Genomic DNA, 13,740 nt, shown 5'->3' with positions numbered 1-13,740 from the left:
TGCTTTGCCGCCTCGCGCGGCTCGACACCAGGTTTCAGCGAGAGGGTATTCCATGCGTTTCGGCGTCACCAGCACTGCCCTTGGCACGGGCTTCGTCGCGGCCGGGGTCCTGTTCGGCGCACCCACCGCCACCGCGCTCGCCCCGCAGATCCAGCCCGACCGGATCGGCGTGGCGCTCAGCCACGAGGAGACCGTCGCGCTCGGCGCGGGCCCGATCCCGGCGGTCACGGCGATGTTCGTGCCGCCGGACCGGATCGGCGCGGGCCTGCATCGCGACACCGCGCTCTACCGCGACGCCCAGGGCGGCGTGCACGCCACGCTGCGGCAGGTGGTGACCGAGGCCGCCGGGCATCCCGACGGCACCGTCAGCGTCTACCTCAACGCGCCGGGCACGCGCGGGACCCGCCTGCTCGACGTCTATCAGCAGTGGAGCGACTAGGTGTACATGCAGGGGAACTCGGCGGAGAGCGTGTGCAGCTGGCACATGATGCCGTTGTAGATCCCGCTGGAGCCGGTCTCGGGGGCGAAGCCGTCCGCGGCCGGTTCGGCGGTCATCGGGGTCAGCGGCAGGCCGGTGGCCTGGGCGGGCGCGGCGGCGAAACCCAGGGCGAGCGCGGCGGCGGCGGTACAGATCCCGGCGGTGAGCTTGGTCATCGGTGTCCTCCTCGATGTGTTCCGAACCCCAACGCACACATCGGAATTCGCTTCACCTAATGCATCGGTTCGACCGGCCCCGGCGCTACACCCCGCGCCGCGCGCACCCGGACAGCGGCGTCGATCACCAGCAGACCCGCGACGATCACCAGCCCGGTGGCCAGCACGATCAGCGGCGGCACGTAGCGCACGGCCTGGAAACCGGGGTGCTCGTCGGTGCCAGCGAAGTCGGTGGTGCGCCGCGCGTTGTCCCAGCTGTAGACCGCACCGGCCAGGACGATCGCGGCCAGGACCAGTTCCGTCAGCGCCGTGGCGAGCCAGCGTTTCATTCCCGCGATCCTGCCAGGGCGGTGTGCAGCGCGGCGCGCAGCCCGGCGTGGTCGATGGCCCAGGCTCGCACGATCGCGTCGTCGGCCAGGCGCAGGCCGACACCGCGGCGGCGCCGGGGTATCCCGCTGAGTTCGCCGAGCGCGCGGGCCTCGGCAGCATCGTCGTCGTCGGCGGGCAGCACCGCCGCGATCTCGGCCACGGCCAGCGATTCGGTGCCCTGGCGCAGCGTGTCGGGGGTGAGTTCGACTCTGGCGTGCGCGCGGCCCGCGACCACCTGCAGCGCGGTGAAGCCGCCGAGCGCGACCGCGCAGAAGCCGAGCGCGAAGCCGTGCAGGGTGGCGCCGGTGAGCGCTTCGATCAGCAGGATGACTGCGCAGAGGGCGGGACCGTAGGCGACCGCGCGCCAGCGCGCGCCGGGTTCGGAGAACAGCATCAGATCGTCGCCGCGCCGCAGCGCCGCGGGATCAGCCGACAATGCTCGGCAACAGCACGAGTGCGATGGTGACGACCGCGAGCAGAACCATCAATCCGATGACCAAACAATCGCGTCGCAGGCTGTGTGGCTGCTGGATCACCACGCGCATCATTGCCTCCGATCGGTGTGACCATCCTCACCATACACTGTGGCCGGTCGGGGGCCAAAGACGCCGGTGGTCCATCGGATGTTCACCGTTTGTTCAGCTGGAAGTACCGGGTCGAGTCGGGCCGGAAGGTCAGATACGCCGCGCCCGTGGCGAGCACGCCCTGCACGATCGCCGTCCCCCCGCTGATCATCGCGGCGGCCCCGGTGACGGCGGAGATGTTGAACATCGTCGTGACCGCGCCCAGCGCCAGCCAGACCGCGGCCACCGTGAGCAGCGTGCGCGCCCACGACTTGCCGCGCCCGAGCTGCTGGGCGAACAGCACCGTGACCGCGCACAGCGCCAGCCCGACCACCGCCGTCAGCGCGAAGGCGGCCAGGATCAGCACGTCGACGGTGCCCGCGGTGATGTTCGGGTCGGTCTTGTGCATCTCGTCGAGGAACTGCTGACTGAGCTCCCCGCGCCTGCCGAACATGGTGGCCACGCTCGCGCCGGTGTAGACGACGCCGAGACCGGCGATGCCCCACCACAGCTGACGTGCGGTACCGACATCCTCGGGCATCGGCAGGGATTCGGGTTTGTTCGGTGGAACGATCACGACAGCCAGTGTGCAGCCTCGGTCGCCCAGTAGGTGAGCACGATGTCCGCGCCCGCCCGCCGGATACCGACCAGCGATTCCAGGATCGCGCCCTTGCGGTCGATCCAGCCGCGCTCGGCGGCGGCGGTGATCATCGCGTACTCGCCGGAGATCTGGTAGGCGGCCACCGGCACGGTGGAGCGATCGGCGACATCGCGCAGGATGTCGAGATAGGACATCGCGGGCTTGACCATCACGATGTCGGCGCCCTCGGCCAGGTCGAGGTCGAGTTCGCGCAGCGACTCGCGACGGTTGGCCGGGTCCTGCTGGTAGGTGCGGCGGTCGCCTTCCAGCGAGGAGCCCACCGCCTCGCGGAACGGGCCGTAGAAGGCGGAGGCGTACTTGGCCGCGTAGGCCAGGATGGCGGTGTCGGTGTGCCCGACCGCGTCCAGTCCGCGCCGGATCGCGCCGACCTGGCCGTCCATCATCCCGCTGGTACCGAGCAGGTCGGCCCCGGATTCGGCCTGGGCCAGCGCCATCTCGACGTAGCGGTGCAGGGTGGCGTCGTTGTCGACGGCGCCGTCGGTGCCGAGCACGCCGCAGTGGCCGTGATCGGTGAACTCGTCGAGGCAGGTGTCGGCCATGACCACGGTCGAATCGCCGACCTCCTCGGCCAGGGCGCGCAGGCCGCGGTTGAGGATGCCGTGCGGATCGCTGGCCTGGCTGCCGGTGGGGTCCTTGTCCTCGGGCAGCGGGACGCCGAAGAGCATGAGCCCGCCCACACCCGCGGTCACCGCTTCCACGGCGGCCTTGCGCAGCGAATCCAGCGAGTGCTGGTACACCCCGGGCATCGAGCTGATCTCGCGCGGCTCGTCGATGCCGTCGGCGACGAACATCGGCAGCACGAGGTGGCGCGGTTCGAGCGTGGTCTCGGCGACGAGCCGACGCAGAGCGGGGGTCCTGCGCAACCGCCGCGGGCGGTCGAAAGCGGTCATATTCCGCAGAGTACGCCTGCGTGCCCGGCGTGGTCGCGCCGCCTAGGGCGCCTCGCCGGAGCGCGATAATTCGCCCAGGATCGACTCGAACGCAGCAAACACCGGGGTGGGTCCGGCCGAACCCCAGGTCTGGTTGGTGAGCAGGATTCCGGTCACCGGCCCGTCGTTGCTCCAGGTGGAGCCGAGACCGCCCGCCCAGCCGTAGGAACCGGCGCGCGGGCCGTCCGGCAGGTCGGTGAGCTGGACACCCATGCCGTGGCCCCAGCCCGCGCTGCCGTCGGGATTCGGGCCGCCGCGCGCGAGCTGCTCGGCGGTGAGGTGATTGGTCGTGAGCGTTGTCACGGCCGGTTCGGACAGGATCCGCACGCCGTCGAACACACCGCCGTCGCGCAACATCCGGGCGAACCGGTGATAGTCCGCGACGGTGGACACCAGCCCGTCGCCGCCGCCCTCGAAAGCCGGCGGCGCGCTCCACTGGCCGTCGACCGGATCGTGCACGACGCGCTCGCCGTCGCGTTCGGTGTAGTGCGGGCCGAACCGGTCGAGTCGTTCGGGTGGGACCCAGAAGCCGGTGTCGGTCATCCCGAGTGGGTCCAGCACGCGCTCGGCGAGGAACTCCGAGAGCGAGGTGCCCGCCGCCCGGCCGACGAGGAAGCCCAGGATCGGCGCGCCGACGTGATAGAGCCAGCGCTCCCCCGGCTGGTACTGCAACGGCAGGGTGCCGAGCCGGGCCAGCCACTCGTCGCCCGGCGGGAGTTGCGCGGGCGTCGGCGGGCCCCAGCCCAGACCGAGTTCGCTCCAGGCGGCGTCGAACGGCTTGGGCGAGAAGTCGGTGAAGTCCATGCCCCAGCCGAGGCGGAAGGTGAGCAGATCGTCGACCGTGATCGGGCGCCGCGCCACGACGGTGTCGGTGACCTCGGCGCCCGGGTGGATGAGCACCTGACGGTCGGCGAGTTCGGGGAGCAGGCGGTCGACCGGTTCGGCCGGGTCGAGCAGGCCGTCGTCGATGAGGACGGCCGCGGCCACCGCGGTGAGCGGTTTGGTCATCGAGGAGATACGGAACAGGCTGTCGGTGCGTACCGGCGCGGCGCGCGCCTGGTCGAGATGACCGATCGCGCCGGTCGACACCTGGTCGCCGACGGCGACGAGCCAGGCCAGCCCGAGCAGTTCGTCCGCCTCCACATGGGCGCCGAGGCGCCGGGTGATCTCCTCCGTTGTCATCGTGCCTCCTCCCCTGTCGACTGTGCCACCGAATCCTGGTGCCACTAGAGCACAGCCCACCGACAGACTCCCGGCGCAACGCCGCGCGGGGCCGGTGGATACGATCGAATCCCACTGGAGCTCAATGGCTTCCGCGAGCGGATAACGAAACTTGTCGGACCCCCTCGGTACAATCGAAAGCGTGTTCGAGGGTTCCCGACGATCGGGGGCGGGACCCATTCGCGACGGGAGGACGCCATGAACGCCATTGCCGCAACGTCGAAGTCCGGTTTCATCGCACCGTACGTGCCGCTGGAGAAGAAGCGGCTGCCCGCGGGCAGGCCGCGCCGCTGGTACATCGCGCACAACCGGCGGCTCAAGGCCATGCGGTTGACCATCGCGTTGCTCGACAGCGGGGTGTACCTGCCGAACCAGGCCACCAACGACACCATCCGCCGCACCGCCGAACAGATCGAGCTGCGGCCGCCGTCGGATGCCACCTGCCGCCTGGTGCGCACCCTGCTGCGCTACAGCCGATGAGCTCGGGACGACGAAGGCCCGCCACGGTGGGCGGGCCTTCGGGTCGTCTGTACCGGCTAGCGGCTGCTGCTGCGGCGGCTCTTCTTGCGCGGCGGCGGCAGCAGGCCCTCGGCGCGCAGGCGCGAGGCGTGCTCGGCCAGGGCCTCCACCAGCGGGCCCACCTGGGCGGTCTCGGGCTGCACATCGACGCGCAGGCCGAACTCGATCGCGGTCTCGGCGGTCTTCGGGCCGATGCAGGCCACGATGGTGCGCGCGTGCGGCTTGCCCGCGATACCCACCAGGTTGCGGACCGTGGAGGACGAGGTGAACAGGACCGCGTCGAACCCGCCGGTCTTGATCATCTCGCGGGTCTCCGCGGGCGGCGGCGAGGCACGCACGGTGCGGTAGGCGGTGACGTCGTCGATCTCCCAGCCGCGCTCGCGCAGGCCCTCGGCGAGGGTCTCGGTGGCGATGTCGGCGCGCGGCAGCAGCACCCGGTTGACCGGGTCGAACACGTCGTCATACGGCGGGAAGTCGGCCAGCAGGCCCTCGGAGGACTGCTCGCCGCTGGGCACCAGCTCGGGGTTGATGCCGAAGGAGCGCACCTTCTCCGCGGTGGCCTCGCCGACGCAGGCGATCTTCACCCCGGAGAACGCCCGCGCGTCCAGACCGAACTCGGCGAACTTCTCCCACACCGCGCGCACCGCGTTGGTGGAGGTGAACACCACCCACTGGTAGCGGCCGTCGACCAAGCCCTTCACCGCGCGTTCCATCTGCGCGGGGCTGCGCGGCGGCTCGACCGCGATGGTCGGTACCTCCATCGGGATGGCACCGTGGGTCACCAGCCGCTCGCTCATCTCTCCGGCCTGGTCCTTGGTTCGCGGCACCAGCACGGTCCAGCCGTAGAGCGCCCGCGACTCCCACCACGACATCTTCGAACGCTTGTCGACCTCTTTGCCGATCGTCACGACCAGCGGCCCGACCAGCTCGGAGGCGGCGTTGTTGAGGGTGGCCAGGGTGGCCTCGATGGTGCGCTGCTGCCGGGTGGTGCCGCGCACGGTCACCGCGACCGGCGTCTGCGGGGCCAGCCCGTGCTCCACCAGCGCGCTCGCGGTCTCGGCCAGGTGGCCGGAGGTGGCGTTGAGCACCAGCGGGCCCGGCGCGGCGGCCAGCGCCGCCCAGTCGACCTCGCCGCGCACATCGGCCTCGGTGTGCCCGGAGCCCAGCGCGATCCCGGCGTAGCTGGGCACCGCGGAGCCGTTGGGCAGGCCCGGCAGCACCTCGAACACCATGTGCGAGCGGGTCACGGCGTTGACCTCGTTGATCACCGAATCGGTGGTCAACGGGTCACCGGCGACCACGCGCACCACGTCGTGGCCGTTGCGGGCCTCGGCGATCAGGGTCTTGGCGACCTCGGTGGGCTCGCCGAGGGCGGGCCGCACGTCGACCGGGCGTTCGCCGTCCTCGCCGGGCTCGACCGCGACACCGATCAGCGCCAGCACGCCCTTGTCGACATCGGGATCGGTGAACGCCAGCGTCGCCCGCTCGAGCACGTCACGGGCACGCACGGTCAGCAGGGCCGGGTCGCCGGGGCCGGAGCCGACGAAAAGGATCCGCCCTGGTTGCTTCTTGGTGGCTCGGCTGCTCATCGGTTGTTCTCCATCGGGCTGGAATTGGTGAAGTCTGTGGCCGGGGTCGGCTCGTCCACGCTCAGCAGAGCGCGGGCGCCGAGATCCAGCAGTTCGCGCGCGAGCGTGCGGCCGAGCTCCGCCGCGTCCTGCGGCGCGCCGACGATCGAGGCGCGCAGCACGTCGGAGCCGTCGATCGCGGCCGCACAGGCGCGCAGCGACAGTTCCTCGAAGATGCGTCCGTCCTCGTCGATCGACTCGACGACCTCGGCGATGGCACCGATCGGGGCGGTGCAGCCCGCCTCGAGCTCACCGAGCAGCGCGCGCTCGGCGAGCACCGCGGCTCTGGTCGGCTGGTCGTCCAGTTCGGCCAGGATGTCGACGAGTTCCGGGTCGTCGCTGCGGCATTCCACCGCCAGGGCGCCCTGCGAGGGGGCGGGCAGCATCTGCACCGGCTCGAGCGATTCGGTGATGGCGTCGGTGCGGCCGATCCGCGACAGCCCGGCCCTGGCGATCACGATGGCGTCGAGTTCGCCCTCGCTCACCTTGCGCAGCCGCGAGTCGATATTGCCGCGCAGCGGCACGATCTCGAGGCCGAGACCGAGGGCGCGCAGCTGGGCGGCCCGGCGCGGCGCCGAGGTGCCCACCACCGCGCCCGCGGGCAGCTCACCGAGGACCAGGCCGTCCCGGGCGACCAGCGCGTCGCGCGGGTCCTCGCGGGGCGGGATGGCGGCGATGGTGAAGCGCGGGTCCTGCGCGGTGGGCAGGTCCTTGTAGGAGTGCACCGCCACGTCGATGGTGCCCGCGGCCAGCTCGTCGCGCAGCGCGGAGGTGAACACGCCGACGCCGATCTTCTGCACGGGATCCGACGACAGGTCGCCGGGAGTCTTGATGACGACCAGCTCGGCGGGCTGGCCCGCCGCGATCAGCGCGTCGCGAACGGTGCCCGCCTGGGTCAGGGCGAGCAAGCTGCCGCGGGTGCCGATCCGCCACGGCGCACGCATGCTGCCTGCGGTCACGGTGTCCTCTTCCTGCACTGTCGTGGTCATGCCGTTTCCTCCTGCGACTCGGTCATGCGGGCCTGCCCATCGCCGAGGTGCCCTGCGGTGAAGTCGTCGGCCAGCGCGGACTCGGCCGCCGCGACCTCCATGGGAGCGGCAACCGCTTGCACCGCACCAGGTTTGAGTTCGAACAGCTCACGCAGCGCTTCGGCGTAGCTGTCACCGCCCGGGGTGGACGCCAGCTGCTTGACCCGCACCGTCGGCGCGTGCAGCAGCTTGTCGACGACGCGGCGCACGGTGCGCGCCACCTCGTCGCGGGCCGGGTCGGCCAGGTCGGGCAGGCGCGAGTCGAGGCGGAGGAGTTCGGCCTCCACCACGTCGGCGGCGCGCTGGCGCAGCGCGGCCACCGTGGGGGTGACCTCTGCCATGCGTTGCCCGGCAAGGTATTTGGTGAGCTCGTCGGCGACGATGAGACGCGCGGCGGCGGTGTCGTCGGCCGCGGCGCCCGCGGCCGGATCGCGCTGCAGCGATTCGATGTCGATGACGGCGACGCCGGGCAGTCCGGCCACGGCGTGTTCCACGTCGCGCGGCAGGCCGAGGTCGCAGAAGACCAGCGGCCGCTCGGCGGCGTCGGTGTTGGCACGGCCCGCGAGCGCGCGATGGGTGTCGGCCAGGGTGACCACCGCGCCCACCGCGCCGGTACAGGTCAGCACCACATCGGCACCGGCCATGGCCTCGGTGAGCCGCGACATCTCGATCGCCTCGGCGTCGACCCCGTGCATGGTGCGCCCGGTCTCGGCGAGACGCTGCGCGCGGTCCAGGGTCCGGTTGACCACCAGGATCCGCCCGATCCCGGCGCGCGAGAGATGCGCGACCGCCAGGCCACCCATCGCCCCGGCCCCGAGCACCACCGCGGTCCGGCCGCCGAGCTCGCCGACGACGCCGCGCGCACGATCCAGCGCCACCGACACCACCGACGCGCCCGCCCGGTCGATCCCGGTCTCCGAGTGCACCCGCTTGCCGACCCGCAGGCCGTGCTGGGCAAGCTCGTGCAGGGTGCGCCCGACGGCCTGCTGCCCGTCGGCGCTGGCGTAGGCGCTACGGATCTGGCTGAGCACCTGCTGCTCGCCGACCACCATCGAGTCCAGCCCGCTGGCCACCGCGAACAGGTGCTCGGCGGCGGCCTCGCTGTAGCGCACGTAGGCATGCTTGGTCAGATCGCCCAGCGGCAGCCCGGAGTGCTTGGTGAGCAGCTCGCTCACCTCGCCGAGCCCGCCGTGGAAGGCGTCGACCACGGCGTAGACCTCGACGCGGTTGCAGGTGGAGACGATCATCGCCTCGGAGACGTGACTGGAGGCGAGCAACCGATCCACCAGCTTGGGCCGGTCGGATTCGCTGATGGCGACCTTCTCGAGCACGGAGACGGGCGCACTCCGGTGCGAAATCCCGACCAATAAGACGCTCATGGGGTGATCACCGATCCCTTGGTGCTTGGCTCCGTTGCCGAGTGGGGCGTGGCCGCGTGCGGCGCGTTGCGTCGCTGCGGCCGGGCGCGCGCCGGTGGCTCCACCGGTGCGGGATGTGTGCGGGTGGGATGCTGCTGCGGCGGCACCCGGTGCGCCACGCGGCCGGACCCGGCGCCCGCGGCCTCGGGCAGCGCGGGCGCGTCGTTGCGCGCGGCGTCGAAGGACAGCATCTGCAGTTCCATCGCCAGGTCGACGCGGCGGACCTCCACGTGGGCGGGTGCGCGCAGTTCGCACGGGGCGAAGCTCAGGATCGAGGGCAGACCGGCCGCGACGAGGCGATCGCACACGTCCTGAGCGGCCTCGTCGGGCACGGCGACCACCGCGATGGTGGGGCTCAGGGCGGGGATCTGATCGGTGAGCCGGTCGACATCGCGCACGACGAGTCCGGCGTACGACTGGCCGATCACCGTCGGGTCGTTGTCGAAGATCCCGACCACGGTGAAGCCTCGTACCCCGAAACCGCCGTAGCCGACCAGTGCGCGGCCGAGATTGCCCGCACCGATCAGCACCACCCGATGTCCCTGCGACAGACCGAGCACATCCTCGATCCTGGTGCGCAATTTGGCTACGTCATAGCCGACACCCCGCACGCCGTTGGGTCCGAGGAAGGAAAGATCTTTGCGAAGCTTCGCCGAATTGACACCCGCCGCGACAGCCAGTTCCTCACTCGATACGATGGCAACACCGGAATCGGCCAACCCGGCCAGAACACGGAGATAGGTAGCGAGACGAGTCACCGTGGCCTGCGGAATGTCCCGCTGAAGAGCCTTGCCGGAGACGCCACCGGGCGTCTCGTGCTGCTCTGTCACGTCGTCGGCTCCTCGTGCCGGGCCTGATCGCGGTCCGGTTCCTGTCGTTCGTTCACCGGTGTGGGTCGCCGCGCGGTGAGGCGGCGGCCGGTCCATGGGGGGCTGTCACAAACCCGGCCACCGCCGCTGCGTGAAGCGGCGGTGCGGATTGCGTGCCACCACCGTAACCGCTTGTGCAGGCGTTCACAAAGTCGGTGAAATTGGCCTCATTTTCCGTCGCGACCAGCGAAACGGCTCAGGTCTGCCCGCAAACGGGGCTCGTCGACGTCGAAATAGCTGTGTTCACGGCCGTCCAACAGGACCACCGGCAGCCGATCGCCGTACTCCGCGCGCAGTCCGGGGTCGCTGACCGCAGCTTCGTCCACGTCGACGGTGTGCACCGGGAGACCGAAATCACCACAGATCGTCTCCAATTGCGCCAGTGCGATGGTGCACATACCGCAACCGGCGCGGGTCAACAGGGTCACGGTGGGTGTGGGATTCGTCATGACCCTTATTTAATCCCCGAGCCCGGCGCGGGTTGTCGGTGAATCCGGTTACTGTGGACATGGTTCGCGCGACTAGCGGAGGGTACTGGTGCCGGAACGTTCGAAGGTGACTAGGGCCGGATTCGTCGCAGGGCGATTCGGGGAGTTCCCGGCCCGGTGGCAGCCCAGCCGCCTCGGTCAGGAGCTACAGGAGCAGTTCGCACGGCTGCCACGCAGCCCGTTCGGGCCGAGCGAGGAGGAGCTGCGCGCCAATCTGGCCGGTGAGGCCAGTGCCGACGCCGCGCTCACCCTGCACGACGCCGAGCTGGCCGAGCAGGGCGAGGACACCGGTCCCGAGGTCCCCCGCGACCTGACCGCCGCCGCGTTCTTCGACGTCGACAACACCCTGGTCCAGGGTGCCTCGATCGTGCACTTCGCCCGCGGGCTGGCCGCGCGCAAGTACTTCAAGACCTCCGACCTGGTCGATGTCGCCTGGAAGCAGGTGAAGTTCCGGGTCACCGGCAAGGAGAACTCCTCCGACATGGCCTCGGGCCGGGAGAAGGCGCTCAGCTTCATCGCGGGCAGGCCCACCGCCGAGCTCGCCGCCCTCGGCGAGGAGATCTACGACGAGATCATCGCCGACAAGATCTGGCCCGGCACCCGCGCGCTGGCCCAGATGCACCTCGATGCCGGGCAGCAGGTGTGGCTGGTCACCGCGACCCCGGTGGAGCTGGCCAATGTGATCGCCAAGCGCCTTGGCCTGACCGGCGCGCTGGGCACCGTCGCGGAGAGCGTCGACGGCAAGTTCACCGGCCGCCTGGTCGGTGACATCCTGCACGGCCTCGGCAAGGCACACGCCGTGCGCACTCTGGCCGTCCGCGAGGGCCTGAACCTCAAGCGCTGCACGGCCTACTCCGACAGCCACAACGACGTCCCGATGCTCTCGCTGGTCGGCACCGCCGTGGCCATCAACCCCGACTCGGACCTGCGCGAGGTCGCCAAGAACCGGGGCTGGGAGATCCGCGACTTCCGCACCGGCCGCAAGGCCGCCAAGATCGGCGTCCCGACCGCCCTCGCCCTGGGCGCGGCCGGTGGCGCTGTAGCAGCGGCCGTAGCCCGCCACCGCGATCACTGAGTTTTTGGAGCGCTGGCGCGCTCGAGTCGCGGCCCCTAGGGGTCGCCGGTCAGGCGCCGTTTCTTGCTCCTTCGTCGCCTACGAAACGACGCCTGACCGGCGACCCGGCCGCGACCGGCCACTTCGTGGCCGCCGCTCCTCAGGGTCGCGGGTGCGGGGCTGGGAATGCTGCTGTGTTCAGCCCAGGACCGGATTGCGGCGCTTGGCCAGGAGCTTGTACAGGGTTTGCTGAATGGTTTCGCGGACCTGGTCGGTGACCTCGAACATGGTCATCGGATCGTCGGCTTCCTCCGGCGCGAACGACGAGGTGGCAATCGGCTCGCCGAACTCGATGTACCACTTCGACGGCAGCGGAATTGCGCCCAGCGGACCCAAATGCGGGAACAGCGGCGTCACCGGGAAATAGGGCAATCCGAGCAATCGCGCCAGCGGCTTGATATCGGCCAGTTTCGGATAAATCTCCTCCGAACCGACGATCGAGACCGGAATGATCGGCACGCCGGTGCGCACCGCCGCGGAAACGAAGCCGCCGCGACCGAATCGCTGCAACTTGTACCGATCGGCGTAATTCTTTCCGACGCCCTTGAATCCCTCCGGGAAAACACCGGCGATGTGTCCGGAGCGCAGCAGCCGCTCGGCATCCGGGTGGCAGGCCAGGGTGTGCCCGGCCTTGCGGGCCAGCGCGCCCAGCATCGGCAGCTCGAAGATGAGGTCGGCAGCCAGCAACCGCAACGCGCGCCGCTCGGGGTGGTGGTCGTGCACGGCCAGCTGCAGCATCAGCCCGTCCAGCGGCACGGTGCCCGCGTGGTTGGCGACCAGCAGCGCGCCACCGGTGGTGGGGATGTTGTCGATGCCCGTCGTCTCGACCCGGAACCAGTAGTCCGACAGCGGGCGCAGAGCGGGCAGGATGACCGATTCGAGCAGGTGGCGGTCGTAGCCGAACTCGTCGATCTGGTAGTCGCCGGTGAGGCGGCGGCGGGCGAATTCGGCGGTCTTCTCGATCTGCGCGCCGAGGGCGTCGCGCACGACCTCCGACAGCGTCTTCGGGGGGCGCGGCGGCATGCCGGGCCTGCGTTCACTCAGCGAAGTGACCGGCATCGCCTGCATCGGCTGATCCGGCCAGCGCCGGGCCGGAGGACGTTGCCGGGTCTCGACATTGGTGTCGAGACGGATGACTTTCGCTCCCTCGTTCATGTATGCGCTCCTGAACCGGCCCCGATGAGGCCGAGCAGTTTGTGTTCCGCGGCGTCGATCCATGCCGGATCGAAGACGGGCCGCAACGCTGCGCCCGCGATGAAGTCGTCGAATGCCTGGACCGTGGTCCACCGGGGGGTGAACCCGAGTTCGGTCCGCATGCGGGTCGTGTCGAGCCCGCAGCCGAAGTAGAGGTAGTGGGGTTGTTCACCGCTGAATGCGCGCATGATCGGGCCCATCAGCGCGCGCCCGACCGTGCGGAAGGCGAAATACGGCACCGGGGCGACGATGCGCCCGGCCCGCCGGATCGCCTGCGACATGGCCAGCGCGCCGTCTCCGGCGACGTTGACCGTGCCACCACCTGCCCGCTGCGCCGCGTGCACCAGCACCGCGACCGCGTCTTCCTCGTGCAGCAGCTGCATCCTGGCCTCGCGGCCGAGCACGGTCGGGGTGATCGGCGAGCGCAGGTACTGCACCCCGCGATCGGCCAGCCGGGGCCCGACGATCGGCGCGAACCGCAGAATGGAGGCGGAGATATCGGGCCTGCGCCGCGCCATCGCGCGCACCAGGGCCTCGATATCGATCATGTCGCGCGCGAACCAGCCCACCGGCGGGGTGCGCGCGCTCATCTCCTCGGTGAATTTCGCCGGGTCCTTGGCGCTACAGCCGTAGACCGCCGAGGACGACCGGACGACCACGCGCCGCACCGACGGCGCCTTCTGGCACACGGCGAGCAATTGCATCGCCCCGAGGACGTTGAGATCCTTCATCACCGCGCGCCCACCCCCGGCGGGTGGACGGGTGAGCACCGAGGCGTGCACGACGGTGTCGACCTCGTTGCCCTCGACGACCTTGCGGATCAGCGGATTGCGGATGTCGGCGCGCACGAACTCGGCGCTGCCCATCCGCCTGCGCAGCTCTCGGCTGGGGGTCATGGTGTCGACGGCGATCACCCGCTCGACACCGGGCGAGGCGGCGAGCCGCGCCGCGACATTGCCACCGAAGAAGCGGCTGGCTCCGGTGACCAGTACGACTTTCGGATCTGACCCCACTCAAAGCCCCCTGCTTCTCATGTTTTCCCGCGTACCAGAGTAGCCGCATTCGCGCCACCCGCCGCCACGATC

At 70.5% G+C, this 13,740-nt stretch carries 16 protein-coding genes; 3 read left to right on the top strand and 13 right to left on the bottom strand.

Annotated features, from left to right (window positions below; all coding sequences use genetic code 11):
- Positions 1–52: 52 nt before the first annotated feature.
- Complete coding sequence (locus WA675_RS11445; RefSeq protein ID WP_336084224.1) at positions 53–439, top strand: hypothetical protein; 387 nt, start codon at positions 53–55, stop codon at positions 437–439.
- Here WA675_RS11445 and WA675_RS11440 read toward each other — a convergent pair.
- The 6 genes from WA675_RS11440 to WA675_RS11415 form a co-directional block, all read right to left on the bottom strand.
- Positions 436–654 carry a hypothetical protein gene (locus tag WA675_RS11440; protein WP_336084223.1) on the bottom strand — a complete coding sequence of 73 codons (219 nt, stop codon included), beginning with the start codon at positions 652–654 and terminating at the stop codon, positions 436–438. The genes WA675_RS11445 and WA675_RS11440 overlap by 4 nt on opposite strands.
- Before the next feature lie 56 nt (positions 655–710).
- Positions 711–983, bottom strand: coding sequence for a hypothetical protein (locus WA675_RS11435; RefSeq protein WP_336084222.1), 273 nt, complete (start codon positions 981–983; stop codon positions 711–713).
- Positions 980–1,417: a hypothetical protein gene (locus WA675_RS11430; RefSeq protein ID WP_336084526.1), complete on the bottom strand. Its 438-nt coding sequence runs from the start codon at positions 1,415–1,417 to the stop codon at positions 980–982. The genes WA675_RS11435 and WA675_RS11430 overlap by 4 nt, the downstream gene beginning before the upstream one ends.
- Positions 1,418–1,650: 233 nt before the next feature.
- Positions 1,651–2,163, bottom strand: coding sequence for a hypothetical protein (locus WA675_RS11425; RefSeq protein WP_336084221.1), 513 nt, complete (start codon positions 2,161–2,163; stop codon positions 1,651–1,653).
- The gene (gene hemB / locus WA675_RS11420; protein ID WP_336084220.1) at positions 2,160–3,137 is read right to left on the bottom strand and encodes a porphobilinogen synthase; all 978 of its coding nucleotides are present in this window, start codon (positions 3,135–3,137) and stop codon (positions 2,160–2,162) included. Before hemB ends, WA675_RS11425 begins: the two co-directional genes overlap by 4 nt.
- Positions 3,138–3,179: 42 nt before the next feature.
- The gene (locus WA675_RS11415) at positions 3,180–4,358 is read right to left on the bottom strand and encodes a serine hydrolase domain-containing protein (protein WP_336084219.1); all 1,179 of its coding nucleotides are present in this window, start codon (positions 4,356–4,358) and stop codon (positions 3,180–3,182) included.
- Positions 4,359–4,595: 237 nt separating this feature from the next.
- Between WA675_RS11415 and WA675_RS11410 the strand changes: the two genes are divergently transcribed.
- On the top strand, positions 4,596–4,877 hold the full coding sequence (locus WA675_RS11410) for a hypothetical protein (protein WP_278261543.1): 282 nt from the start codon (positions 4,596–4,598) through the stop codon (positions 4,875–4,877).
- A 56-nt stretch (positions 4,878–4,933) separates the two neighbouring features.
- Here WA675_RS11410 and WA675_RS11405 read toward each other — a convergent pair whose 3' ends face one another.
- The 5 genes from WA675_RS11405 to WA675_RS11385 form a co-directional block, all read right to left on the bottom strand.
- Positions 4,934–6,505, bottom strand: a complete 1,572-nt coding sequence (locus WA675_RS11405) for a bifunctional uroporphyrinogen-III C-methyltransferase/uroporphyrinogen-III synthase (RefSeq protein WP_336084218.1) — start codon at positions 6,503–6,505, stop codon at positions 4,934–4,936.
- Positions 6,502–7,533, bottom strand: a complete 1,032-nt coding sequence (gene hemC, locus WA675_RS11400) for a hydroxymethylbilane synthase (protein WP_336084217.1) — start codon at positions 7,531–7,533, stop codon at positions 6,502–6,504. Before hemC ends, WA675_RS11405 begins: the two co-directional genes overlap by 4 nt.
- The gene (locus tag WA675_RS11395) at positions 7,530–8,951 is read right to left on the bottom strand and encodes a glutamyl-tRNA reductase (protein WP_336084216.1); all 1,422 of its coding nucleotides are present in this window, start codon (positions 8,949–8,951) and stop codon (positions 7,530–7,532) included. The genes hemC and WA675_RS11395 overlap by 4 nt, the downstream gene beginning before the upstream one ends.
- Complete coding sequence (locus WA675_RS11390; protein ID WP_336084215.1) at positions 8,948–9,820, bottom strand: redox-sensing transcriptional repressor Rex; 873 nt, start codon at positions 9,818–9,820, stop codon at positions 8,948–8,950. The genes WA675_RS11395 and WA675_RS11390 overlap by 4 nt, the downstream gene beginning before the upstream one ends.
- Positions 9,821–10,026: 206 nt before the next feature.
- Entirely contained in the window at positions 10,027–10,308 is a 282-nt protein-coding gene (locus tag WA675_RS11385) for a glutaredoxin family protein (RefSeq protein WP_336084214.1), read from the bottom strand.
- An 88-nt stretch (positions 10,309–10,396) separates the two neighbouring features.
- Here WA675_RS11385 and WA675_RS11380 point away from each other — a divergent pair, with 88 nt between their 5' ends.
- Positions 10,397–11,422, top strand: a complete 1,026-nt coding sequence (locus WA675_RS11380; RefSeq protein ID WP_442945607.1) for an HAD family hydrolase — start codon at positions 10,397–10,399, stop codon at positions 11,420–11,422.
- A 177-nt stretch (positions 11,423–11,599) separates the two neighbouring features.
- On the opposite strand, the gene WA675_RS11375 is transcribed toward WA675_RS11380, so the two are convergent.
- Together WA675_RS11375 and WA675_RS11370 are read right to left on the bottom strand one after the other, a co-directional pair.
- A complete protein-coding gene (locus WA675_RS11375; RefSeq protein WP_336084213.1) occupies positions 11,600–12,616 on the bottom strand; it encodes a lysophospholipid acyltransferase family protein in 1,017 nt (338 codons plus the stop codon).
- Complete coding sequence (locus tag WA675_RS11370) at positions 12,613–13,668, bottom strand: NAD-dependent epimerase/dehydratase family protein (protein WP_336084212.1); 1,056 nt, start codon at positions 13,666–13,668, stop codon at positions 12,613–12,615. Before WA675_RS11370 ends, WA675_RS11375 begins: the two co-directional genes overlap by 4 nt.
- Positions 13,669–13,740 lie beyond the last annotated feature (72 nt).

Source organism: Nocardia sp. SSK8 (assembly GCF_037034205.1).
GTDB lineage: Bacteria > Actinomycetota > Actinomycetes > Mycobacteriales > Mycobacteriaceae > Nocardia.
Note: the sequence above shows the minus strand (reverse complement) of the source record. Positions and strands in the feature narration are given on the sequence as shown.